This is a genomic window from Desulforapulum autotrophicum HRM2 (genome assembly GCF_000020365.1).
In the GTDB taxonomy this organism is placed as follows: domain Bacteria; phylum Desulfobacterota; class Desulfobacteria; order Desulfobacterales; family Desulfobacteraceae; genus Desulforapulum; species Desulforapulum autotrophicum.
In genome coordinates this window covers 4362837-4387329 of sequence record NC_012108.1, presented here as the reverse complement: position 1 = coordinate 4387329, position 24493 = coordinate 4362837, and the positions used below count along the sequence as shown (strand labels likewise).

17 protein-coding genes are annotated in these 24493 nt (G+C 46.4%); 11 read left to right on the top strand and 6 right to left on the bottom strand.

What is annotated here, in order from left to right; genetic code table 11:
• Positions 1 to 12: 12 nt before the first annotated feature.
• Entirely contained in the window at positions 13 to 1980 is a 1968-nt protein-coding gene (locus HRM2_RS19220; protein WP_015905698.1) for a proton-conducting transporter transmembrane domain-containing protein, read from the bottom strand.
• 474 nt (positions 1981 to 2454) lie between these two features.
• On the opposite strand from HRM2_RS19220, the gene HRM2_RS19215 reads away from it, so the two are divergent.
• From HRM2_RS19215 to HRM2_RS25525, 4 genes are all read left to right on the top strand, one after another.
• On the top strand, positions 2455 to 2787 hold the full coding sequence (locus HRM2_RS19215; protein ID WP_015905697.1) for a DUF6951 family protein: 333 nt from the start codon (positions 2455 to 2457) through the stop codon (positions 2785 to 2787).
• Between the two features lie 396 nt (positions 2788 to 3183).
• Positions 3184 to 5019: an ASKHA domain-containing protein gene (locus tag HRM2_RS19210; protein ID WP_015905696.1), complete on the top strand. Its 1836-nt coding sequence runs from the start codon at positions 3184 to 3186 to the stop codon at positions 5017 to 5019.
• A gap of 104 nt (positions 5020 to 5123) precedes the next feature.
• On the top strand, positions 5124 to 6068 hold the full coding sequence (locus tag HRM2_RS19205; protein WP_015905695.1) for a uroporphyrinogen decarboxylase family protein: 945 nt from the start codon (positions 5124 to 5126) through the stop codon (positions 6066 to 6068).
• Positions 6069 to 6810: 742 nt separating this feature from the next.
• A complete protein-coding gene (locus HRM2_RS25525; RefSeq protein ID WP_187149283.1) occupies positions 6811 to 9675 on the top strand; it encodes a hybrid sensor histidine kinase/response regulator in 2865 nt (954 codons plus the stop codon).
• A 109-nt stretch (positions 9676 to 9784) separates the two neighbouring features.
• Here HRM2_RS25525 and HRM2_RS19195 read toward each other — a convergent pair whose 3' ends face one another.
• Positions 9785 to 10507, bottom strand: a complete 723-nt coding sequence (locus HRM2_RS19195; protein WP_015905693.1) for an enoyl-CoA hydratase — start codon at positions 10505 to 10507, stop codon at positions 9785 to 9787.
• 207 nt (positions 10508 to 10714) lie between these two features.
• Here HRM2_RS19195 and HRM2_RS19190 point away from each other — a divergent pair, with 207 nt between their 5' ends.
• Both HRM2_RS19190 and HRM2_RS19185 read left to right on the top strand, forming a co-directional pair.
• Complete coding sequence (locus tag HRM2_RS19190; RefSeq protein ID WP_015905692.1) at positions 10715 to 11800, top strand: 4Fe-4S binding protein; 1086 nt, start codon at positions 10715 to 10717, stop codon at positions 11798 to 11800.
• An 8-nt stretch (positions 11801 to 11808) separates the two neighbouring features.
• Entirely contained in the window at positions 11809 to 12306 is a 498-nt protein-coding gene (locus HRM2_RS19185) for a PadR family transcriptional regulator (protein WP_015905691.1), read from the top strand.
• Positions 12307 to 12444: 138 nt separating this feature from the next.
• Here HRM2_RS19185 and HRM2_RS19180 read toward each other — a convergent pair whose 3' ends face one another.
• Entirely contained in the window at positions 12445 to 13563 is a 1119-nt protein-coding gene (locus HRM2_RS19180) for an aminotransferase class I/II-fold pyridoxal phosphate-dependent enzyme (RefSeq protein WP_015905690.1), read from the bottom strand.
• 402 nt (positions 13564 to 13965) lie between these two features.
• On the opposite strand from HRM2_RS19180, the gene HRM2_RS25520 reads away from it, so the two are divergent.
• Positions 13966 to 16620 carry a PAS domain S-box protein gene (locus HRM2_RS25520; RefSeq protein WP_015905689.1) on the top strand — a complete coding sequence of 885 codons (2655 nt, stop codon included), beginning with the start codon at positions 13966 to 13968 and terminating at the stop codon, positions 16618 to 16620.
• Positions 16621 to 16652: 32 nt separating this feature from the next.
• Here the strand turns inward: HRM2_RS25520 and HRM2_RS19170 are convergent, their stop codons facing one another.
• Complete coding sequence (locus HRM2_RS19170; RefSeq protein ID WP_015905688.1) at positions 16653 to 17615, bottom strand: NAD-dependent epimerase/dehydratase family protein; 963 nt, start codon at positions 17613 to 17615, stop codon at positions 16653 to 16655.
• 396 nt (positions 17616 to 18011) lie between these two features.
• Between HRM2_RS19170 and HRM2_RS19165 the strand changes: the two genes are divergently transcribed.
• The 3 genes from HRM2_RS19165 (at position 18012) to HRM2_RS19155 (ending at position 20899) form a co-directional block, all read left to right on the top strand.
• Positions 18012 to 18518 carry a TRAP transporter small permease gene (locus tag HRM2_RS19165; protein ID WP_015905686.1) on the top strand — a complete coding sequence of 169 codons (507 nt, stop codon included), beginning with the start codon at positions 18012 to 18014 and terminating at the stop codon, positions 18516 to 18518.
• 18 nt (positions 18519 to 18536) lie between these two features.
• Positions 18537 to 19814, top strand: coding sequence for a TRAP transporter large permease (locus HRM2_RS19160; protein WP_015905685.1), 1278 nt, complete (start codon positions 18537 to 18539; stop codon positions 19812 to 19814).
• A gap of 71 nt (positions 19815 to 19885) precedes the next feature.
• A complete protein-coding gene (locus tag HRM2_RS19155) occupies positions 19886 to 20899 on the top strand; it encodes a TRAP transporter substrate-binding protein (RefSeq protein ID WP_015905684.1) in 1014 nt (337 codons plus the stop codon).
• A 72-nt stretch (positions 20900 to 20971) separates the two neighbouring features.
• Here HRM2_RS19155 and HRM2_RS19150 read toward each other — a convergent pair whose 3' ends face one another.
• Positions 20972 to 21532, bottom strand: a complete 561-nt coding sequence (locus HRM2_RS19150; protein WP_015905683.1) for a phosphoribosyltransferase family protein — start codon at positions 21530 to 21532, stop codon at positions 20972 to 20974.
• A gap of 545 nt (positions 21533 to 22077) precedes the next feature.
• On the opposite strand from HRM2_RS19150, the gene HRM2_RS19145 reads away from it, so the two are divergent.
• Entirely contained in the window at positions 22078 to 22818 is a 741-nt protein-coding gene (locus HRM2_RS19145) for a ParB/RepB/Spo0J family partition protein (protein ID WP_232364081.1), read from the top strand.
• A 39-nt stretch (positions 22819 to 22857) separates the two neighbouring features.
• On the opposite strand, the gene HRM2_RS19140 is transcribed toward HRM2_RS19145, so the two are convergent.
• A complete protein-coding gene (locus tag HRM2_RS19140) occupies positions 22858 to 24471 on the bottom strand; it encodes a diguanylate cyclase domain-containing protein (RefSeq protein WP_015905680.1) in 1614 nt (537 codons plus the stop codon).
• Positions 24472 to 24493 lie beyond the last annotated feature (22 nt).

Below are 24493 nucleotides of genomic sequence, written 5' to 3'. Positions count from 1 at the left end.
GGGTTCCTTTGATCAAACTTGCCAGAGCAGCAATACCAGCAGCGTTATAACAATATAAAGGATGTAAAGCTGGTTATATCCCCGCTGAAGAAAATGAAACCTTAAAGCCACCCATGCTATGGCATGGAATACGGGTCGATATAACAGGTACATAAAGAGGTCTGTTGAGCGGGTCTTTATGGACAAAAAAATGGGGAACAGGGAGGTGTCGGCTTTTAAATCTTTCCGGGACCCGAGGATCGCGCCAAACATGCCGGTGATCGGGTCTGCAAACGAGGAGGCCGTGTATTGCATCCGGGCGGTTGGTGCGGTATATCCGCAATCCCAGGTGCCGGTTGTATGAATGGTCCTGTTTTTTAAAAGATACCGGCGAAGGCCGGCAAGTAAAAGTATGGTGGCCAGGATGATCAGGCCTGCTCTACTGATCATGGTAAGGGGGATGGCAGCAGATTTCAGGCGGGCGAATCCTGTTGACCCAAGGCTGTTGATTACGGTTTCAAAGACAGGTTGAAAAAAGTCAATGACAAGGGGGCTGAATATTCCGACCAGAAGACAGAGGCCTGCAAGAACGATCATGGGAATACCCATGGCAAGGGGTGATTCATGGGCATCACGGGCTTCAGAAGACCGGGGGTGCCCTGAGAAAACAATTCCTGCGGCCTTTGAAAAGCAGGCAAGGGCAAGTCCACCGATAAGGGCAAGGGAGACGATGACGAGAATACCTGCCAGGACACTGAAGGTGCCTTTACTTGCGTACAGGGAAGAAAAGGCACCAAAATAGATGAGGAATTCGCTGATAAAGCCGTTCAACGGCGGCAGGGCACAAACGGCTGCCGAAGCGATTACAAAGGTGGTCCCAGTGACGGGCATGGATTTCATGAGTCCCCCCATTTTTTCCATGTCCCGGGTATGGGTGGAATGGAGCACGGAACCGGCCCCAAAGAATAAAAGGCTTTTAAACAGGGCATGGTTCAACACATGCAGCATCCCTCCTGAAATGCCAAGGGCGCCGATGAACGGGTGACCTGTGCTCAAAGCCAGGAAACCGAGTCCTAGGCCAATGCATATGATTCCCATGTTTTCAACGCTGGAATATGCCAGTAGTCGTTTGATGTCCTGCTGGGCCAGGGCCGACATTACGCCGAAAATTCCGGTCATAGCGCCTATAATGATCAATGTCCATCCCCAGGACGCTTTTGGGGGGCCAATGAGCATGCAGATACGGATAATGCCGTAAATCCCTGTTTTTATCATTGCTGCACTCATCACGGCGGAGACATGGGAGGGGGCAGCCGGGTGGGCTTCGGGCAGCCAGACATGGAAGGGCAGCAAGCCTGCTTTTGTTCCAAAACCGATGACGGCCAGGATAAAAACCAGGGAAGCCCCCGTGCTTGAAGCCTGCACCAGGTTAAAATCATAGGCGTTGTTTTTCCCCATGACCATGAACATCACAAGCAGCAGGGCCGTTCCAAGGTGGGTGGCGACAAGATATATCCATCCGGCCTTGAGCACCCCGGGTCGTTGGAATTCAAAGATAACGAGGAGAAAAGAGGAAACAGACATGATTTCCCAGGCGATCAGGAAAAGCACGCCGTTCCATGCTGTTATGACCAGCATCATGCTGGCCGTCAGAATTAGATAGAGGGACCAGGCAATACCCAGATGCTTTTTGCCTGCATAGGCATCCATATACCGTGCGCCATATATGGCGGAAAACCCTGACACCAGGCAAATAACCAGACCAAAAAAACCGGACAGCGGATCCATTCTTAAATGGAGAGATCCCAACAGAAATTTCCAGGGGAGAACAAGGTCAAATCCATCCCTGGTGATGGCATCAATACTTGCGGCCATGGCCATGACGGAACCTGCCAATGCAAACAGGGCCCCTGCCGTATTTGCCCTTTTGCTGCGGCCCAGAAACGGCAGGAAAACGGCCCCGGCCAGAAAGACAATCATTGCTCCTGCAAATAGTACCATTGTCTGGAAAATATCCTTTTTCAATGTCTACTTGATGTTCGGAGCTGACTGCTTTTTTTTCAGGGGTACGCCTTCATGATCATGGGTTATATCGATCTGATCATTAAAAAGTTTGTCCCGTTTTATTTAAATTGAAGCCCGAAAATCGAGTACTTATTTACTGACAGTCATAACCGGGAACTATAAAAGGGAAAGATATCACTGTCAAGCCATTTTAAAAAAAAATCGACTATGACTCCCAAATTATGCGTCCACCCATGGTAGCGGATGGGTGCTGTTTGAGCATTTTGATTCTGGTTTTTTATGATGGCAGGCTTTTTGCGTATCCAGCCAACTACCGCGGCAACTTTTAGGTTTGAGGAAAAAGTTGGTGAAAGAGTTGATTTTTGTTGTAACCCTCTCTATAAGAATCAAGGCGTTTATGGCGTCAAAGTGTTTATGGCAGGTTTTAATTATCAAGGAGAAGTATCGATCATGGGTAAGGATTCAACGACTGAAGTGGATGTTTTTGCAGGAATTTGCGGTTTTACAACAACCATAAAAATAAAACCGGAGCCGGGATACATGGCAAGGCTTTCTATTGAAAGCCAGTGCCCGAACTACAAGAAAGTGGCTGCGGCCCTTGGGACAGAACCGTTGAATGTGATGGACGAGCTGTTTAAAAAAGGGCAGTCAAAGGTGCTTGGGGCATGCAAGGTCAATATTCCCCATGTGTCATGTCCTGTGCCGGCAGCCATTCTCAAGGCCCTGGAGGTGGGGGTGGGGCTGGCATTGCCCAGTGATCCAAAGATTACCTTTAAAAGCTGATTCTTTTTTTTATAGTGGCTACTCAATGAACTGTTTTCTGTCCAAATTGTATTTCACAGTCTGCTCATATCTCCCGGGAATATGTTCGTCCAACCTGGCAAGATAGTCCAAGGTCTTGAAATTTTGATGGATTTAAGGTTGCGTTACCGTATGTCATTGGTAACGATTAATGTGTTACCGTAACGTTCTCTTATACGTTTGGGCTTGCCTCCAGCCATGTTTTTTTAGTTGAAAGTGCCAGAATAAAACGCTGGAGCGGGAATTATCACCTTTTCACTTTATAATATTCAATTTGGTTCTGGCTTTGCTTGGTTTGGAGAACAGAATTTATGCCTCTTTTATCAGAACAGAAGAACAGTATTTTTAAATTTAAAAATTTTTAAAGGACTCGAAAAAATGAAAATTGAAGTTGACTTTCAACCCATCGGAAAACATGTGGAAATTGATTCAGGCACAACGATTTTAGAAGCGGCCCAGGAGGCAGGAGTCGGTATTTCAGCTATTTGCGGTGGTGCGGGATCCTGTGGCGCCTGTCGGGTTCGTCTGGATGATCAAGAGCATGTGAGTAAACCCAACGAGACTGAAATCAAAGTTCTTGATTCCGATGACCTGGCTTCGGGTATACGGTTGGCCTGTCAAACTGAAATTTATGGCCCCACCCGGGTGGATGTCCCCCCCGAGTCCATGACGGCAACCCAGCGCACCCAGGTGGAGGGAGAAGAAATCAGTTTTGAATTTGAATCGCCCATCAAGATTCTGGATTTGACCTTGACTAAAGCCGAGGCCATTGATCTGCAGGCGGATTTTGAGAGACTCAGCGCTGCTGTTTTGACAAACAACGGGTCTACCCTGCATTGTCGTAGAATGAATGTCCTCAAACAAATTCCCGGCCTTTTACGTGGAAATAAATGGAAAATCCAGGTGGGACTGCGCGGTGACGAACTGGTCAGTGTCAGTGCACCCGGAACCCCTTTGCTGGGGATGGCCGTGGACATCGGCACCACCAAGGTGGCCGGGTATCTGGTGGATATGGCCAGCGGTAAAACCCTTGCCCTGAAAGGAATCATGAACCCCCAGATTGCCTACGGTGAAGACGTGATGGCCCGGATCACCTATTCTTTAATGCATGAGAACGGATCGGATGTTTTGCAAAAAGCCATCATCCATGCGTTGAATGAACTGGCTGTTGATCTCTGCGCCCTGGCCGGAGCAGGGGACGATACCGATGCACCGGTTTATCTGCCGACCCAGATTGTGGAATCGGTCATGGTGGGTAATACCGCCATGCATCACCTGCTGCTGGGCCTGCCGGTGGAACAGTTGGGCCTTTCACCGTATGTGGCGGCGGTATCGTCACCGCTGGATGTAAAGGCGGATGAAATTGACCTGGCTTTTTCACCCGGTGCCACTGTTCATCTGCTGGCCAATATCGCTGGCTTTGTCGGGGCCGATCATCTTTCCATGCTTCTTGCCACGGATACCCATAAGAAAAAAGGGGTGGTGATCAGCCTGGATATCGGCACGAATACGGAAATAACCCTTGTGGCCCATGGTCGCATGATTGCCTGCTCAACCGCTTCGGGACCGGCTTTTGAAGGGGCCCATATCCACGATGGCATGCGGGCTGCGGACGGCGCCATTGAACGGGTTCAGATTGTCGACAACAAGCTGGCCTTCCAAACCATTGGCCATACGGCGCCTGTGGGAATCTGCGGCTCGGGTATTCTGGATGCCATTGCCCAGCTCAAGCTCTGCGGGGCAATGAACGAAAAGGGTGCCCTGGATGTCAAGCATCCCCTGGTCCGCAAGGGTGAAAAATTACCCGAAGTGCTTTTAGCCGCCGCTGCCATAACCGGAAACGGTCATGATATTGTTCTGACCCGCAGTGATATCAATGAAATTCAGTTGGCCAAAGGTGCCATGCGGGCGGGTATTGAACTGCTGCTGGATGCGGCAGGTGTCACGGCAGCCGATGTTGATGAATTTATTATTGCTGGAGCCTTTGGTTCTTACATCAGTGTGGAAGCTGCCGTTGGCATAGGCATGTTTCCCGATATTCCCATAGATCGGTTCCGTCAGGTGGGAAATGCCGCCGGGATTGGCGCCAAACAGGCCCTTTTGTCTACCACACGCCGGGCAGAAGCTGCCGGCATCGCCGATCGGGTCGAGTACCTTGAACTCACTGTCAGTGAGCAATTTCAGGCACAATTTTTAAAGGCCCTGTATATGTAACCGTTATTCTCCTGTATGACAATATCGGTGCAAAACTGGTTAACGCTGCTTAAATCTGCTATTGTTATGTTTTAAATTTACTTGCAATAGGATTTTCATGAGACATGGAAAAAAACTTTGAAGAAGATGCTCCGGGCAAAATAAACGCCACATTAAATAATATCCCTTTGTTTCCTGTTCCAAAAGGAGAAGTCTGGCTTGGAACCGATCTTCTGAAACAGGCCGGATTTACAGATAGCCTTGAAAATCATTTTTCCATGGCCGACCGGCTGGGGCAGGAGATGGTCTGCCTTCCTGTCACGGATAACACCATTAGCAAACCGTCTCTGGGGTATCGCTACTTTGAATGTGCCGATCTTAAAAAAGCTGTCCAAATCGGCGGCCGGTTTATTGCCGCCGTGGTTGACGGGCCATTCCAGGAACTGGTCAACAGTATGGGGCTGATGAATGTCCTCATGGGCTGGGCCCGGGACCGCAGTCAGATCATCAAAGCCTATGAAAAGGAACAAACAAGAATTCTTGATCTCATTTCTCAATGTCTTGACATGGGCGTACAGGGCATCATCCTCACAGATGATCTTGCAGCAGATCAGGGCCCCATGATCTCGCCTAAAGATATTGAAATGCTGTGTACAAGATTTTACAGGGAATCTGTCAATAACATTCATAACGCTGGACTGCCTGTTTTTTTACATTCCTGTGGCAAAATCAAGCAATTAACAAAACTTATTCGTTCCTGGCAGATTGACGGCCTTGCCGCAGTGCAGCACAGTATCAATAATCTCCCGGAGCTGAGGGACCTCATGGGTCCCAACCATGTTATCATGGCTGGGATTGATGCACCGCTTCTGGCAACTGAGCTTTCTGAAGAAATGGTTTTAGAATTCACAGATATGTTAAAGGCCATGACACCCGGAGGCTGTTTTATTTTAAGTTCTTCCTGCGGCTTGTACAGCGGTGATTTTCTGGACCGGATAAAAAAAATATATACCCTGGCAGACCATGTGACCCCTTTGCACTCCGATCAGCCTGGAGTGCGGCATATTTGAGCATCAATGAACCATCCCACTTGTCTTTTTACCTGTTTTCTGCGTTAGGCCCATGATCAAAATAAAGCCTCCCACATGGCGTGTCTTTTAAGCCGTCTTCTTCGTTACCTTAATGGTCACATATTTTAATTCAATATGCTCCCATTGACGCGCCTTGAAACCAGACAAAAATTCGGCGTTGGTCTGGCAAATTTTAAAATTTCCATGACCCTACCGACGGATTAAAGCTTACTCCCCTGCCGTTTTATCGTGACAAGTTGTGTGAATACTGATACCTATAAGTGATATTCATACTTAGTGTTTGAACGGAAACTCACCCATCTGCGGCGCTGCTGCAAAATTCCGAAATCCTCACGTACAGTGGTACGCTCTGGTTTCAGAATTCTTTGCGCCTTGAATATGGACAATTTTGTGAGCTCAGCTCCTATTCGAACCGCCCAACCTCAGGTTTTCGGTCAGCCACTACTTACAATCTTGCCTGTATAATGTCTTTCAAATGGATGTGCATATGACTGTTTTCATTTGTAGAATTAAAAACGCCTCTCTGCCTGGGTGTTTAAAAATTGCGGGAATGATATTAATTTCCATCGTGTTCTTTTGTTTGAATTGCGCACAGGCTGATGTCCATGGAAAAGTCTTGTTTATCAATTCCTATCATCCTGGTTTCCCAACATTTTTTGAACAGGTCAATGGGCTCAAAGATGCATTTGCCGGGAAAAATATTTTGTTGGATGTTGAGTTCATGGATACAAAAAGATTTCCTGATCAAGCCAGCATTCGTTTCTTCAGAGAAACGCTATCCCGTAAACTTTCAATTCTTCCTCGATACGATGTCGTCATTGCTGGAGATGACAATGCCCTTTTGTTTGTCATTAAGGAACAGAATGATTTGTTTAAGGGGCTGCCCATGGTTTTTTTCGGGGTGAACAATCTTGAATTAGCGAGAAAACAAGATGAAAATCCTAATATAACCGGCGTTGTTGAAACCGTCTCCATGATGGAGACGATACAGCTGATGGAGAGTCTTAAGCCTCGGTCAAAGAAGATTATTGCGATAGTGGATGGCACCACGAGCGGGCAAAGCGATTTAAGCACATTCTACCAATTGGGAAAAAAATTTAAAAACCTTTCTTTTTCACATGTATCCCTTGAAAATTTGTCCTGGCAGGAGTTTGAAGAAAAAATAGAGGGTCTTGATCCAGACAGCAGTGTCCTGCTGCTTTCTGCCTATCGTGACAAAAACAACGTCTGTTTGCAATTTAATGACAGTCTTGCACTCATCAAAAAGAGGGGTTCCTTTCCTTTATATCATCTATGGTTTCACGGAATAGGGGAGGGAGTATTGGGTGGAAAAGTCATCAGCCACTTTAAACAGGGGAACACTGCAGGAAAGATAGCCGTTGAGATTTTGAACGGGAAGCCCGTTGGGGATATAAAGGTTGTGTCGAAAAATGCAGGCAGATATGTCTTTGACCATGGTGAGCTTGGACGCCAGAAGATTCCAATGGCGCTGCTTCCAGAACAAAGTGTTGTTCTAAATAAACCAGAAACCTTCTATGAAAAGAATAAATCCTTATTCTGGCCTCTTGGATCTGTCTTCATGGTTCTATTTCTTGCGCTGGTATCTGCCCTTGCCGATATCCGCAGTCATAGAAAGAATCAAAGGCAACTAAGGGATTCTGTCGACAGCCTTGAAACCATTTTCAACAGTACACCGAATATCCTTTTCCTGTTAAATGGCGAAGGGCGTGTTGAGGATGTAAATTATAAGGGCTTTGAATTTATCGGAAAAACCAAAGAGGATGTAGTGGGTCTTCTGGTTGGAGACGTTTTTTGCTGTCTGAATATTTCTGGCACAGGTAGTGACTGCGATTTTGAGTGTGTCGAATATCCAATAGACTCTCTTATTTCAGATACTTTTAAGACCGGAACGAACCATACGAGGGAAGAGGGGCAACTGACATTTCAACTGAACGGTGAGTCTGTATCCATGGTCTTTCTTATTTCCACATCGCGTCTCGTGATTAGTGGTGCCAGGAAAGTCCTTTTTTGTTTAGCGGATATCACAGAACGCAAGCAAAACGAAGATAGAATAAGAAAAAGTAGAGCGCGGTATCAAACGATAATGGACACCATGGAATATCCCATATGTATAGTTTCCCAGGCGTTTGTCATTGAATATTTGAATTCACATATGATCCGTAGAATAGGATATGATGCCAGGGGTGAAAAATGTTTTAAAGCGATTCATGGTTTTGATACACAATGCTCCTGGTGCGACTATGGAAAAAATAAATTAACGGAATCCCGGCAAATCAATATTATCAGCCCCCTGGACAATCGATCCTTTGATGTTTCCACCAACACGCTTGTTAATGATGACGGATCTGTTTCCATTCTGCATGTATTCAGGGATGTTACTGAAATAAAACAAATGGAAAAGAAACTCTATCAGGCCCAGAAAATGGAAGCCATCGGGCTTCTTGCCGGAGGTATCGCCCATGACTTTAATAATATTCTCAGTCCCATTATCGGTTATACACAAATTTTACTGGAGGAGAATTCTGAAGACGAATTACTTCAAAGCAGCCTTGATGAGATTCTTACTGCAAGTATGCGGGCCAAGGAACTGGTAAAGCAAATCCTGACCTTTTCCCGTCAGGGAAGCGATGAGATGCGACCGTTGAAGGTGCAGTCAATTGTCAAAGAGACATTAAAATTGATCAGATCTTCAATTCCTAAATCCATCGAGATTGTAGAGAATATTCAAACAGACTGTGGATTAATTAAAGCTGATCCTACTCATATCCATCAAATATTAATGAACCTTACAACCAATGCCTATCACGCCATGGAAGAAATCGGCGGAAAAATAGAGATCAAGGTTCAAGAGATCATCCTGGAGGGGAATGAAAGGACAGGTGTAAGTTTTTGGCCAGGGAAATATGTTCTGATGTCCATAACCGATAACGGTTGTGGCATTCCACTGTCATGCCGGGATAAAATTTTTGAACCTTATTTCACGACCAAGGAAAAGCATAAAGGAACCGGGCTTGGCCTCTCCATATTGTACGGGATTGTCAAGGAATGCAGGGGTTATATTGATTTTTCAAGTGAGGTTGGTAAAGGGACAACCTTTAATGTTTATCTACCGCTGATAAAAATGGGGTCCCAGTCAGAATCCGGCCAGGAAACAAAAAATTTTCAGGGTGGCACTGAAAAGATACTGCTGGTTGATGATGAGGCCCCCATTTTGAGGTTTCAAAAACAGATGCTTGAACGCCTTGGGTATAAAGTTTCTGAGAGAAGCAGCAGTGTCGATGCCTTACAAGCATTTAAAGCGGACATTGACTCTTTTGACCTGGTCATTACGGACATGTCCATGCCCAATATGAGTGGGGAACAGCTTGCCGTAAAAATTCTTGCCATTCGACCGGATATCCCGGTCATCATCTGCAGTGGTTTCAGTGAAAAGATGAATGACGACCTTTCCAAAACAATCGGAGTCAAGGGCTTTTTGATGAAGCCTGTCATTAAATCCGTCATGACAAAAGAAGTACGAAGGATTCTGGATGAATATCGTCTGTCTAAAAAAACGATCTCTTAAGGCACATGGGGCCAGGGTTGATTCAATGTTTTTAATGCCATGTCCAGAAAAACACCAATAGGACCGACTCCTCGCACTCGTTTGTAAACTGTTTGGGGTGCCCACCTGCCTAAGGTTTTAACTTCATCTGGTGAGCAACAAACGCTTTAAATCCTTTTCTCTCCATTGCAAGTGCTTTTTCAAAGGTGTTACTGTTTTGTGCCTCAATAAGGTTTTTCATCATTTGAAGATACCCGGCGTCAACATTGCAGATGCCCCTGGCAATCTGCATGGCCCTGGACATGAGCATTGAGGGATAAACAACCTCGTTAACAAGGCCCCATTGAAGTGCAGTTGCTGCGGTGATAAATTCACAGCCAAATGACATTTGCCGTGCCCGTCGTTGCCCGACAGCCTGCTGAAGCAACTGGGTCATTCCCCAACCCGGATGGATTCCAACCTTGGCATGGGTGTCGGCAAACGAAGCATTTTCCGAAGCGATAAGAAAATCGCAGTTCAAAGCGATCTCAAACCCGCCGGTGATGGCGTGGCCGTTTATGGCACCGATTAATGGTTTTGTGCAACTTGAAAATATTTCCGGCATATCTTTTCCATCGCCCCTGGGGTCGAACAGATTTTCCGTGTCAAGGGCTGAAAGGTCGATTCCAGAACAGAAGGATTTTCCGTTTCCTGTAATTACGGCTGCCCGGATGGATTTTGAATCTTCTATCTCTTCAATGGCATCGTATAGTCCTGTCAGCAGGGCCTGATTGATTGAATTGCGTTTTTCCGGGCGGTTCAGGGTAATCACTGCTACCTGGTCTTCAATCTGAAAAAGTACTGGTGCGTCCATTGAACTCTCCGATTTGTAAAGGATTAGCTGGCTTGGGTTTGATTGTTAGGTACTATCTGAACTATGGTTGATATGTCAAGCATGGAATGGTAGTGGATCGCTTCTATATGCGATAAACAGTTAAAAAGAAGTTGACACCGCCGGGAGATTTTTATAGTTGGTTATATATCGTTTTGATATATAACCATATGAAAATAAGGAGAGGGCATGGCAACAGAAGTTTATCATCGACTCCGCGAGCAGATGGATCAGTACTCCACGGGATTTCCGGCCAGTGAGTCCGGGGTGGAACTGAAAATTCTGGAGAAACTCTATACTGAAGAGGATGCTGAGATTTATCTGGATCTCTCCATGCTCCTGGAGGCGCCCGATGCTTTTGCGGCAAGGACTGGACGTTCTCCTGAAGCCATGGTGGAAAAATTAGAAGACATGGCAAAGCGGGGACTGCTTTTCCGCCACACCAAGAACGGTACCAGACGGTATTCCGCCATACCTTTTGTCATTGGCTCCTACGAGTTCCAACTGGGGCGGATGGACAAGGAACTTGCAGAGTTGACCAACGCCTATATGGAAGAAGCCTTTCTCTCGGGCATGGGTAACAATGTACCACCCCTGAGGACCATTCCCGTGGGAAAATCAGTGGATATAACCAACAAGGTGGCAGCCTATGAGGATGCCAAGGCCATCATCCACGCAAAGGATAAGATTGCAGTGGCCAACTGCATCTGCCGGACCCAGCGGGGATTGCTTGAAAAGGGGTGCGACAAGCCTAAGGAGGTCTGTCTGCTCTTTGGCTCCCATGCTGATTATTACGTGGAGAACAAGATCGCCCGCTACATTGATCAGGAGGAGGCCTGTGCCATTCTGGATAAATGTGAGGCGGCAGGACTGGTCAACCAGCCAGCCAACATGGTGAACCCCGGAGGGATGTGCAACTGTTGCGGCGACTGCTGTGGGGTGCTTCGGGCCCTGAACATGCTGCCCAATCCGGGAGAGCTTGTACACAACCGCTATTGGGCCGTGGTTGATCCGGAAGAATGTACGGCCTGTGAAACCTGCCTGGATCGGTGCCAGATGAATGCCATTGAGATCGGGGATGCAGCCGTGGTGGACCATGCCAGGTGCATTGGGTGTGGGCTTTGCGTCACCACCTGTCCTGTGGACGCGATCCGGCTGGAAGAAAAACCAAAAGTGCTCCAGGTGCCACCGCCTGCCAGCGGCCAGGAACTCATGGCCATTACCGCTGAACGGCGGGGAACCTCCCTGGTTCCACTCAAGATGCAGGAAAAATAGAGGTCGATATGGTTGAAATGATGCTGCTGGGCTTTCTTATGGACGGCGCCAAGACCGGTTATGAGGTGAAAAAATATATGGAGAAAAGCACCCACTATTTTTTCAATACCGGGTTCAGCAGCATCTATCCCAAATATAAAAAACTGGAAAAGGAGGGCCGGGTCAGGGTCAGCCAGGAAATCAAGAACGGGAAGCTGAACAAGGTGTATACCCTTACGGATGAGGGGAAAAAGGCATTCCAGGAGTGGTTGGCGGTTAAGCCGGAGATCGGACGTATCCGGGACGAGGCATTGCTCAAGGTTTTCTTTTTTGATCATCTGGAAGAAGAAAAGAGAATGGAGCAGTTAGAAGCCTACACCGAAGAACTCAGGGCCCATGTCATCGCGTTGAAGGGCATCCGGGAGCAATTGTCCTCCCATGAACTTGATCCGTGGAAGAGGACCACCCTGGAGTTCGGCATCCGGTATTACGAATTTCTGAATCAGTGTTTTAGTGAGATGGTGTAAATCAGCATGGGATGGGGAAAACCTTTCCCCGGTCGCCTCTGCTGTAAAGATTCGAATTTCATCGTTTGTTGGGGCCAGGGCAGATATCATGCTCCGGCCCTGCCGGTTATAAAATCTGCGGTCCTAGGAACCTTTTTATCAGGATAATAAATAATCACGGAAAACGTTTAATCCCTGTTCAATGTTTTTACGGCCAAACCCGATGCGAAACCTGTCCTGGGGTGTTTTGATCAGTTCGGAATGGTATATTCCAGGCGGCAAAAGCAGAATGCCCGTCTTCTCCACAAGATCCTCACAAAATTGATTGGTATCTTTGGGGCCTAAATACCGTGGGAACCCGACACATCCGCCATCGGGTCGCTGCCACTGGAATTGTTCTGGAAACTCGTTGAAAAAAGCACCCAGTTTTTCAGCATTATGGTTTACTAACGCGCGATTGTGTTCAAGGATTTTGTCCTTGGCTTTAAGTGCGATGATTGCAAGAATCTCGCTGGGGGCAGAGTTGCAGATGGATAGATAATGCTTGTAGCATTCCATCTTTTTCAAAAGAGCGGCATCCCTGGTCATGATCCAGCCGATTCTAAGGCCCGGCAAACCATATGCTTTAGACATTACATTCAGGGAGAGGCCTTTTTCGTATACGTCAGCCACCTGGGGCAGTCGAATTGACGCGTCCCGTTCAACCAGTCGGTACACTTCATCACTGAACAGGTAAATTCCCCGTTCACGGCAAAGGGAGACCAACGCCTGGAAGCGCTCCTTGTCAAGAACAGCCCCCGTGGGGTTGTTGGGAAAATTTATGGAGATAAGTTTTGTATTAGGTCTAATTGCCTGTTTGACCCTGTCAATATCCAATGTCCAGTTTTTGTCCTCATCAAGGGCAACCCCTGACACCTCGCAGATATCAAGGGGAATGGTTTCTGCTGCCTGATAATTGGGCACGGTCACAATGGCATGGTCCTCCCTGTTTAGAAGCACACGCATGGCGATGTAGACCCCTTCTTCAGCACCGGCAAAACACAGGATGTCCGAAGGCATTGCCGTTTCATAGGTCTTTGCAATTTCTGAGCGAAGGTCCGGGTGGCCATAGGTTTCTGTGTACCCCAGCCACAATTGTTCAAAGCGGATGCGGTCTTTGGAAGATGACATGGCTAAAAGCTCGGAGAGAGACATGCTCTCAATGTCCGAAGCCGTCATATGATATTTTGCGGTGAATTCCCATTTTGAGAAGTACTTTTCCAGTGCAAAGTCACGCATATTTATTCGTCTCCTATCCTAGGCCGCAAATTTTATAACTTGAACGAAATTGCTTGCCTTTTGGTTCATTTACAGTGCTGCAAAATATCGTTTTAAATGAAACCATTGTCAATAGTTAAAATCACTGGGCATTGCATTTAAAATCCGATTATTTTTTTTACGATTGCTTTGTCTTGTAGAATTATTTTTTATAGGGTATTTAGGGTTATTTAATTCCGATCGCCAGAAAAAAGGAACACTTAATAACCTTTTGGTGGGTCATTCGTTGAAAACATTGAGACCTTGTTAAAGGATGGCCATTCAAATCAGGCGTAAATCATGGCTGTGGGGTGATGCTGTGACAGTGCAATCCAGGGGCAGTAAATTGGAATTGTTGAACATGCAAAAGAGAGAAATGATTTTATGACTTCCAAACCCACATATGAAGCGTTAGAGCAAAAGTTGCTTGAAGCAATAAAATCCAACGAAGCGCTGAAACAGAGTGAGGAAAGGTTTAAACGCTTTTTCATGAATGCACCCATGCCATACCAGTCCCTGGATGAGAATGGAAATATCATTGATGTGAACGCATCTTTTTTAGAGGTGCTTGGATATTCACGCGGTGAAGTGATAGGTAAAAATTTCGGGGATTTTCTTGCCAGGGACATGACGAACCATTTTAAGGAAAATTTTCCCAGGTTCAAGGCCATTGGTGAAATCCTTGGGGTTGAATTTGAAATGGTTAAAAAAGACGGGGCAACCATACTTGTCTCTTTTAACGGGAAAATTCAACGGAATGACCAGGGCTATTTCCGGTGCACCCATTGTATTTTTCAAGATATAACCCGTCGAAGAAAAATTGAGAACGAGAATATGCTCCTGGCAGGTATCATCAAACGAAGCCAAGACTTCATAGGTGTGGCAGAGATTGATTTGAACATCATTTACATCAATCCGGCCGGACAGAAAATGATTGGTCTTGACGGTGACGAAGCTGCCAGAACGACAAAAATTGATGACTGGTTTTTTCCCGAGGATTTGCCGTTTTTCAAGCAGACCATCCGCCACTCTCTGGGATTAACTGGACGCTGGGCCGGGGAATCTCGATTTCGACATTTCAAGACCGGCAAGGCGATCCCTGTTCTTTGTGATTTGTTTCGGACCCAGGATCCAGAAACAGGAAAAGTTATGAATTACACCACGATAACCCGGGATATCACTGACCAAAAGCAGGCTGAGGAGTCCCTCCGTCGCATTGAATGGATGCTGACCCGAAGTGTCCCGAAAAGTGGAGCAGGATTTAATGGCAGAACAGAATTTGATTCTGCTTCTGGTGACCTGACCCAGTTCAATACCTGTCGTGTCATTCTTGACGCTGTGGGTCAGACTTTGCTGTCCGATATTGCCGGCGACTATCTTGACCTGCTTGATACCTTCACAGCGGTGTATGAGAAAAATGGGGATTACGCCCTTGGCCTTTTTGTGTCGGATTGGTGCCGATTCATTGACGAGGCGTCACGCCGGCTGTGCAACACCAATGACAATCAAGAGGCGTTCCGCTGCGGTCAATGGTGCTGCCATGAATCCCGCTGGGGTAAAGCCTCAAAAAAGGCCATGGAAACCGGAAAACCGGTCGATATTGAATGCGAAGGCGGTCTTCGCGTCTATGCATTGCCTATATTTGTCGGTGAGGAAGTTGTTGGCTCGATCAACGTCGGCTATGGCGATCCTCCGCGGGATCCTGCAAAACTCCAGGGTTTGGCCGAAAAGTACGGTGTCAGCGTTGAAGACCTTTTAGAACACGCCAACCGCTATGAATCAAGACCGCCATACATTATTGATCTGGCCAAACGTAGACTCCACGTGTCTGCACGCTTGATCGGCGAAATAACAGAACGTAAGCAAGCCGAACAAGAGCGTCAAATGCTCCAGGCACAGTTGATCCAGGCACAGAAAATGGAAGCCATCGGCAGGCTTGCAGGTGGCGTGGCCCACGACTTCAACAATATGCTCAGTATCATCCTTGGCCATTCGGAAATAATTCTGGAAGACATGGATCCATCAAATCCTTTTTTCCCAGGAATCAAAGAAATATTTAAAGCTTCTGAACGTTCCACTAATTTAACCCGACAATTGTTGGCCTTTGCACGCAAACAGACCGTTGATCCCAAGGTGCTCAATCTTAATGATGTCATAGCGGAGATGCTTAAAATGCTGCACCGTTTGATTGGTGAGGATATTTCGATCAAATGGGTGCCAGCGAAAAATTTGTCATGGGTCAAGATGGATCCCTCCCAGATTGACCAGATATTGGCTAATTTATGCATCAATGCACGGGATGCAATCAAAAGTGTCGGCAAAATAACCATAGAGACTGATAACATTACCTTAGATGAGGCTTATACCAGGGAACATGTGGGTTTTATTCCCGGCGATTATGTCTTGTTAACCGTCAGTGACAATGGTACTGGAATGGACAGGGCAACCCTTGATAAACTTTTTGAACCTTTTTTTACAACAAAAGGTCCTGGCCGGGGAATCGGGCTCGGGCTCGCGACGGTCTACGGCATTGTCAAGCAGAACGATGGTTTCATATATGTTTACAGTGAATTAGATATGGGGACGACATTTAAGATCTACCTTCCTCCCCATAAAACATCTGCAACCAGTAAAACAACAAAAAATGGTGATATAGCCGTTTTTTCCGGTACTGAAACCATCCTGCTGGTGGAGGATGAACGAGCAATCCTTGAGATGACATCGGCGATGCTCGAACGCCTGGGTTACAAAGTCCTAGGTGCTTCTTCACCCCATGAGGCAATTCGTATGAGCCAGAATGCAGACTTCAAGATTCATTTACTCATGACCGATGTTGTTATGCCCCAGATGAATGGGTGGGAATTGGCTGAAAAAGTTTTACAGGTGTATCCGAATTTGAAATGCCTTTTCATGTCAGGCTATACCGCCAATGTGATTGCACACCATGGTGTGCTGGAGGAAGGCGTACATTTTATTAACAAACCATTCTCAAAACAAGATCTGGCTGATAAATTGAGGGATGTGCTGGATAATGATTAGCCTTAAAATAAGGCGTAAATGAGGCCGGTAATCTATTTATAGGCTATCGCCAGCTTGGCGCTGACCTTTTCCATCATATCCGAGACCATCTCTTTAAAGTTGTATTCAGGCTTCCATCCCCACTCTGAACGGGCCGCTGAATCATCCATGTTGTTTGGCCATGAGGCCGCAATGGCCTGTTTTTTTGGATCAATATTGTAGGTCATCTCAAAGTCAGGCATGTGTCGTTTTATTTCAGCTGCCAGAATTTCAGGATCAAAACTCATGGCGGAAACGTTAAACGCATTTCTGTGAATCAGTTTTGAAGGGTCGGCTTCCATTAAATCAATGGCACAGTTTAACGCATCGGGCATGTACATCATGTCCAGGAAAGCACCCCTGGGTAAAGGACAGACAAACTTTTTGTGTTTGATGGCCGCGTAGAAGATTTCAACGGCATAGTCCGTTGTTCCACCACCGGGCAGGGTCACGGATGAGATAATTCCAGGGTAACGCACGCCCCGTGTGTCTAAACCAAATCGTCTGTGATAATAATCGCTCAATAATTCCCCTGTGACCTTGGTTACCCCGTACATGGTCGTGGGGCGTTGAATGGTCTCCTGGGGGGTGTTCACCCGTGGGGTTGACGGGCCAAAGGAACCGATGGAACTTGGAAAAAATACTGCACATCCATTTTCCCGGGCGGTTTCCAATACATTGTAGAGCCCGTTTATGCCTATATGCCATGCGGCTTGGGGTCTGTCTTCCGCAATGGCTGATAACAGTGCCGCCAGGTTGTAAATGGTATCAATCCCATGTCGTTTGACAATTTCGTTGAGCCGTTGAGCGTTTGTAATGTCCACTCTTTCAAGGGGGCCTGAGTCTGCCAGGGCATCCGAAGGCTTACTGTTCCTGTATCCGGCAACCACGTGGTCGTTGCCATAGCGCCTTCTTAATTCCATGGTCAGTTCGGAGCCTATCTGTCCTGTTGCACCGATAATCAGAATATTTTTCATTCGACTCTTTTTTAGCTTGAATTAACAATTCCCGGCAAAAGTAATCGTTTTGCGGGCCAAGGAAAAACCAGATTAACAAGCCATAGCGTATAATACAATTAAAATCCTAGGATAGGAACCTGCTTCTTGTTAAAAAAAATCGGTAGTATATGGGGTCAGGCTTTCCTTATTGCCTTTTTCTCTGGTTTAACAATAATTTCATTATAATAAGGTTCAATAAAAAAAGCCCGGCTTCGTCCACCAAGGTTTAACTCCGAAAGTTGAGTTCTGTTTGTTGCGGGTAGAAACCGGATAGAACATTATTGAAATTTTTTTGTTTTTGTATAAAAAACTTGCAATGTGTGGAGAAAAAAGGATACTTGTTTTTTTTGTTTAAACAAAAGTAATAAAGGAAATATGAAACTCTTTAGCTTAATTGATGCTGGGCTTTTTCAAATTGAAAAGACAATCGTTTCATCGTGTATGCTCATCATGGCTGTGATTCTTTTAGCCTCAGTGCTTTGCAGACACCTGAACATTGTCATGGTCGGGGGTGAAGAGATAGCCCAATTCACCGTTGTCTGGCTGACTTTCTGCGGTATGGCATTGTGCGCCAGACAAGGAAACCACATATTGATGTCTGCCGTGCTCGATACCATTTCAATGGAGAAAAGAAAAAAACTGATAACCGGGATCTGTCTGTTCACTGGATGTTTTTGTCTTTTATTGGCCATCTATTCTTTCCAACTTACCCAAAGTGTTTTCACCCGGGGGCAGGTTACCCCTGCCCTTAGAATTCCCATCTGGTATATGTATGCTGCAACACCCGTGGGGTTCTTTTTGACCGGCATCTACTATGTGGGTGGTTTTTTTAAAAACCTGACCCATAAAGGCATCTATTACGGGTTGGAAAAACCGGAATAGGTTGAAAAGGAGTTTCCCATGGCATCGTATTTAGTCGCATCACTGGTTGTTCTGCTGATCCTGGGGTTTCCCATGTTCATGGTCATGATGGTTCCGTCTGTCACGGCCCTGGCCTTTTTTCAAAGTCATATTCCCATCTTTACCCTTGTACAGCGAATGATTGGAGGCATCAGCCCTTTTCCCCTTACTGCAGTACCACTGTTCATACTGGCGGCGGATATCATGCTCAAAGGAGAAATGGCTAAACGGCTTACCCGGTTTGCCGAGGTGCTTGTGGGGCACCTTACGGGTGGACTTGCCCATACAACCATATTGGCATCCCTTATTTTTGGTGCGGTTTCCGGATCAACCCAGGCCACGGTGGCTGCCATTGGGTCAAATATGTACCCCACCCTTATCAAACGGGGGTATTCCCGTTCTTTTGCCACGGCCCTGATCGTAAATGCAAGTGACGTTTCCCAATTGATTCCGCCAAGTATCATGTTAATCGTCTATGGCGTGGTCACAGGGACGTCAATTTCAAGCCTGTTTATTGCAGGGATTATTCCCGGTTTACTCCTGGGGTTGGCATTCATGGTCTATTCCTGGTATTGGGCAAAAAAAAATAATATTCCAAAAAATCAAAAGCCCACTTTCGGTAACCTGAAGCAGGCAACCATTGAGGCCATTGGCCCGCTGGGCTTTACCTTGATTATTATCGGGGGGATTTATTCAGGGACATTCAGTCCAACGGAAGCGGCGGCCGTTGCTGTGGGATATAGTTTCATCATGGAAACATTTGTTTTCCGTTCCATAACAATAAAAGATATGGGGGCGATTGCTTTAAAATCCGGGACCACCACGGCACTGGTGTTCGTCCTCATCGGCGGGGCTGAAGCCATGGTATGGCTGTTGACCATATCAAGGATTCCCCTGACGGTATCTACCTTTATCATCGGTCTGAATTCGTCACCCCTGGCTTTGCTGCTCCTGATCAACGTCACCTTTTTTATTGCGTTGATGTTTTTTAACCCTATTTCCGCCGTTGTTGTGATTACGCCGTTGTTTTTGCCGGTTATAAAGGCGCTGGGCATCGACCCTGTTCACCTGGGGGTCTTGATCACCCTGAATGCGGCCATCGGTTCTGCGACCCCGCCCTTTGGGGTTGATCTGTTTACTGCCTGCGCTATTTTCAGGTTGCCGTTCAATACGGTGGTCAAGGGGGTGGGACCCTTTGTCATCTGCGGCATAATTGTTCTGCTGGTACTGACGGTATTTCCCGAGATGGTTACTTTTTTACCCAGATTACTGCTTTGAAATCCCTGGGGATAAGGCAGTGCGTGTTTTTTTTTAATCAATCAACTGTTAAAAGAAAGGAAGTGTTAACGATGAAAAAAATGAATTTGACCCGGATCCTTGCCGTCTGCCTCAGTCTCACCTTTGGCGTCTGCGGTACAACCTTTGCCAAAGCCAAACATACATTTACCCTGGGGCATACAGAACCCACCAATGTATCCACCCATCTGGCAGCATTGAAATTTGCCGAGCTTATTTCAGAAAGAACCAATGGTGATATCGAGATCGTGATTCATCCGAATTCGGAGCTGGGCGCGGCTGCGGACCAGGCCCAGATGGTTCAAAGTGGTGCCATCTCAATGGCCATGCTCCCGGCAGGGCACGTGGCAACCATCGTTCCCGAGGTGCAGATCTTTACGATTCCGTTTTTATTCCCCGGGGATATCCATGAAATGGCCAGAATCGTTAACGGTCCGGCTATCAACGTACTGAACAAGGACTTCTCAGAAAAAGATATTGAACTGTTGGCTGTTCTTCCCCATGCACCCAAACAGTTTACTTCAAATAAACCCATCAACGTGCCCGCTGATTTCAAAGGGCAGAAAATTCGCACCATGGCATCACCCTTGATCGTGGAAAGCTATAAGCTGCTGGGTGCAACTCCCGTCCCCATCAATTATCATGAGGTGTATACGGCATTGCAGCTTGGGACCGTGGACGGTGAAGAGAATCCGTTCTGGGCCATTGGTGAAATGAAATTCTATGAAGTCCAGAAGTATATTGTCGAGAGTAATCACGCCTACCTGGCCACGATCTTTTTCATGAACAAAGCCATGCTTTCCGGTCTGCCTGCCGACTATAGGGATATTGTCATCAAAACGGCCCACGAAATCCTGCCCTATCAGCTGGAAGCCGAGCTTAAAATTGACAAGGAAAACGAAGAAAAGATCAGGGCACACAAGGGCACCACGGTTACAGTGCTTTCTGCTGATGCCGTGGCCGAGTTTAAAGCCATCATGAAGCCTGTGAAAGATATTTATATAAAAATGGCGGGTGACAGTGGAAAAGAAGTGCTGGAAACCTATGAGCGGGAAATGAGCAAATAGAGCATCCCAGTGAATAACCAGAGGGAGTCATGGTGTCTTCCATGACTCCCTTTATTTTTTTCTGGGTGGCGGTTACATTTCCGGCGCAGCCAGGTAGAGCAGGCGGGGATCTTCAAATTTTCCTTTCAGCAGAACAGCGGCAATCACCGTGACTTGTGCACCAATGGCATTGAGCAGGTCACAGGCCGCCTCCACAGACCCTCCTGTGGCAATCACATCTTCCACAAGGCAGACCTTTTTCCCCCTGAGTCGGTCAATATCCAGGCCGTCCAGAACGATGGTCTGATCCTTACCGCTGGTAATGGACTCCGACGGCACCATCAACGGCCGCTGCATATATTTTTTGGGCGTTTTCCGGATCACAACGAAACGGGGAAAGTTGAGAATATCTGCAACCTCGTGGGTCAATGTAATTCCCTTGGCCTCCAGGGTCACCAGATAATCAAATTTTTCCAGAAGGTTTTTCTCCTTCATTTTTTCCACCAGAAGGGCGGCACACTTTTTGTTGAGTTCCACATCTCCCAGCATCACAAATGAAGCAATTTTATGTTCACTGCCGCGGAGTTTGAGGATCGGTAGATCCCGGCTGAAATCCGGGCTCAGTTCTAAACGAAATGTTTCTGCTTCTTTCACGTATTCCTCCTAAAAAAAATTATTCCATTGTCTTCCAGGGCATAATACATGATAAACACAGTTTTTAGGATAAGAACTTGCTTCTTGTCAAAAAAAAACCGGTAGGGACTGATATCTTTTCTCATTCGCCCTGAACGCCTCCTCCGTCCGGTTCTGTTTGGTGATGTCGAAAATGACAAAGGAAAAATACCGGGATTTGATTTTGGACGTCAAAGCCAGCAATGTATGAACACCATCTGGGAATGTTCGGGTGTATTCAAATCGTTAAGCAGCCCCTGTTCATTCTGCCTTGTGACACGCATTAATTCAAAAAAAACCATTTGCGCTGTTGTTCCTATTTGTTAAGGATTTTGCAGATGTCAAATAGGGATTGCGCTTTGGCCATGGGATAGGGTATAAACGATCCTTTTGTTTTACTTGACAGAATAAAAAATTATATAATCTTTTCACCGGTGCATCACCGGTGGAGAAGTTTCCAATTTCGTTGTGGCCAGGGCAGATACCATGCTCCGGCCATGTCGGTTATAAAGGATATAATGGTGAATATGAAAAATGATCTTATCAATATTTCTGAGCTGAATGTTCAGGACCCGTTTGCATCAATTTTTCCGATTGGAACGGAAACCCTTGCGTCCATTAAGCAGGATATGGAAACCAATGGGTTTGACCCGGTTTTTCCCATTGTGGCATGGGAAGGAAAAAATGTTGTGGTGGACGGCCATACCCGGTTTGCTGCGGCCAAAGCAATCGGACTTACACAAGTGCCGGTGCTGTTTAAAAAATTTGACGATGAAGACGATGCTGTGCTTTACAGCTTTTATATCCAGCGTAACCGCAGAAATATGTCAGATGATGATATCTTAAGATGTCTTGAAATGCTTGATACCATCCATGGGGCACCTGGAAAGAACAAGGAAGGGGATGCCCGCAAGATGACCCGAAAGGCAATTAATGAGATCCGGGCAAAGGAGCTGGGGGTCAGTGCCGACAAGGTGGACAAGGCCCGCAAGGTTCTGGAACTTGGAACGGACGACATCAGGGAAGGTGTTAACTCGGGTGAAAAGTCAATCAACAAAGCCTTTCAGGAAATGCAGGAAATCCGCAGGGAGAGTGGTGAACTCAAGGGAAAGCCCACCACCGGGCTTGGGGGTGCTACCCGATACATCCAGTCCCTAGGCCGGTACCTGAAGGAGTTGACCCGGGTCCGGGAAGGTGGATGGGAGGATGTATCCCAGGAAAAAGCCCTGGCAGACCTTGCGGCCATCAAAGAACTCATTGAAGGCTGAATCAGACAAAGGTGCTGAAAAAAGCGGTTACTACCCGGCTTAAACCGGGCTCAGTTTATAATTGTTTTTACCTGCCTCTTTTGCCAGGTACATGGCGTTATCCGCTTTTTTCAGTAACACCTCGATATCATTTCCATGATCCGGATAAATACTCATCCCGATGCTTGCGCTGATGCGGGTATCATGGCCTTTGATGCTGAAGGGTGCAGCTAGGTTCTGAAGGATTTTTTGTGCCCCCAGTTTTGGATCATCCAGGGAGGTTATCGTGCTGAATATGACCGTGAATTCATCTCCACCCAGCCGTGCCACGACATCGGAGTCCCTTACACATCCCTTGAGCCTTTTTGCGACCTCAATCAGCAGTTCGTCACCCGCATCATGCCCCAAGGTATCATTTACCGATTTAAAACCGTCAAGATCGATGAACAGCAGGGCAAGTTTTCTCTTGTATCGTCTGGATTGTTTGAATATCTCGTTGAATCTGTCCATGAACATTGCCCGGTTTGGCAGGTCGGTCAATTTGTCATAGTTTGCTGAACGGTAGAGTTCAATCAAGTATGATTTTCGTCGTATGATTGCTTTGGCAATCAGCCATGATGGAATTGTGGTAACGGGAAGCAGTGCAATTGCCATAAACAGGAGTTTTAAAAAAAGGCTTCTCATTCCGGAATTCAGATCATGCCTGGGGATGTATGATACAAGTTTCCAATAATATTTCAAAGATTTAACATCCACCCGGTTTTCGTCGACAACAGGGTCTGTGGCGGAAGTGGGACCCAGCCCATGAATCTCTTCTTGCCTTAACGGGTAGATGGTTGCAGAAGTAAACAGGCCGTTTCTGTCATTTGTCTGGTAACTTTTTGAAGATGCAATTTTATTCCATTCTTCGGGAAATTTTTTAGAAAAATTTTTATCCTGTCTGCCTTTTATCATAAAGCCCCATTCTTCATCTTTGTCCGGACTGAGGAGCCAGAAACCCTCGGGGTTGATCAACATGGTTTTGCCCGGTGATAATCTAGCCGTTTCCCCAATGGTTGCAAGCATTTTACCGGCAAGGTAGTTGATCAGGATGACGCCGCATTTCTGCTGATTTTCATTGAATACGGGGATGCCGAAACGAATAATTGGTTTCAGGGGCGTTTCAATGCTGCCGTGTTCGATGTTTAAATCCAGCGGGGATACAAATATCCCATTGGCATCAAGCATGAACGTTTCCTTGAAATAGTATCGGTCTCCTTTGAACTGCAGATCAGGGTCTTTAACAATTTCAGGGTTTCCATTGTTAAAGTTGACCCGCACGATTTCCATGCCCGTATTATCCAGGTATCGAATTTGATCGTAAGTTTTTTTCGTGCGGGCCATGGTTAAATATTCATTTGATACCAGGACCTTATATGTTTTATCGTTGAATTTTATGAGATCAAGCAGTTCGTTTTGCTCTGACAAAAATAAAAGGTCTGAAATTATGGTTTCGAAATTCTTTGAAGTTAAAGCCAGTTGCAATTTCAGGTTCATTTGCTCTTCGAGTTTTAAACGCTTTAAATGATCCTTTGCTTCTAAAAAGTATATCAGGCTGATGCTGCCGGCCAGAACGGATACGAAGATCAGAAGTATGGCAAAAAAGTGAGTAATTGTTTTTTTGTCGTTTATCAAGGTTTCCCCCTCTTTTATAAGC

Excerpts from the sequence above, each read along its gene's own strand:
- HRM2_RS19160 (WP_015905685.1), top strand. The coding sequence starts at position 18,537 with ATGGCATCGTATTTAGTCGCATCACTGGTTGTTCTGCTGATCCTGGGG.
- HRM2_RS19205 (WP_015905695.1), top strand. The coding sequence starts at position 5,124 with ATGGAAAAAAACTTTGAAGAAGATGCTCCGGGCAAAATAAACGCCACA.
- HRM2_RS19220 (WP_015905698.1), bottom strand. The coding sequence starts at position 1,980 with ATGGTACTATTTGCAGGAGCAATGATTGTCTTTCTGGCCGGGGCCGTT.
- HRM2_RS19185 (WP_015905691.1), top strand. The coding sequence starts at position 11,809 with ATGGTTGAAATGATGCTGCTGGGCTTTCTTATGGACGGCGCCAAGACC.
- HRM2_RS19165 (WP_015905686.1), top strand. The coding sequence starts at position 18,012 with ATGAAACTCTTTAGCTTAATTGATGCTGGGCTTTTTCAAATTGAAAAG.
- HRM2_RS19155 (WP_015905684.1), top strand. The coding sequence starts at position 19,886 with ATGAAAAAAATGAATTTGACCCGGATCCTTGCCGTCTGCCTCAGTCTC.
- HRM2_RS19170 (WP_015905688.1), bottom strand. The coding sequence starts at position 17,615 with ATGAAAAATATTCTGATTATCGGTGCAACAGGACAGATAGGCTCCGAA.
- HRM2_RS19145 (WP_232364081.1), top strand. The coding sequence starts at position 22,078 with ATGAAAAATGATCTTATCAATATTTCTGAGCTGAATGTTCAGGACCCG.
- HRM2_RS25525 (WP_187149283.1), top strand. The coding sequence starts at position 6,811 with ATGGATACAAAAAGATTTCCTGATCAAGCCAGCATTCGTTTCTTCAGA.
- HRM2_RS25520 (WP_015905689.1), top strand. The coding sequence starts at position 13,966 with ATGACTTCCAAACCCACATATGAAGCGTTAGAGCAAAAGTTGCTTGAA.
- HRM2_RS19180 (WP_015905690.1), bottom strand. The coding sequence starts at position 13,563 with ATGCGTGACTTTGCACTGGAAAAGTACTTCTCAAAATGGGAATTCACC.
- HRM2_RS19190 (WP_015905692.1), top strand. The coding sequence starts at position 10,715 with ATGGCAACAGAAGTTTATCATCGACTCCGCGAGCAGATGGATCAGTAC.
- HRM2_RS19195 (WP_015905693.1), bottom strand. The coding sequence starts at position 10,507 with ATGGACGCACCAGTACTTTTTCAGATTGAAGACCAGGTAGCAGTGATT.
- HRM2_RS19215 (WP_015905697.1), top strand. The coding sequence starts at position 2,455 with ATGGGTAAGGATTCAACGACTGAAGTGGATGTTTTTGCAGGAATTTGC.
- HRM2_RS19210 (WP_015905696.1), top strand. The coding sequence starts at position 3,184 with ATGAAAATTGAAGTTGACTTTCAACCCATCGGAAAACATGTGGAAATT.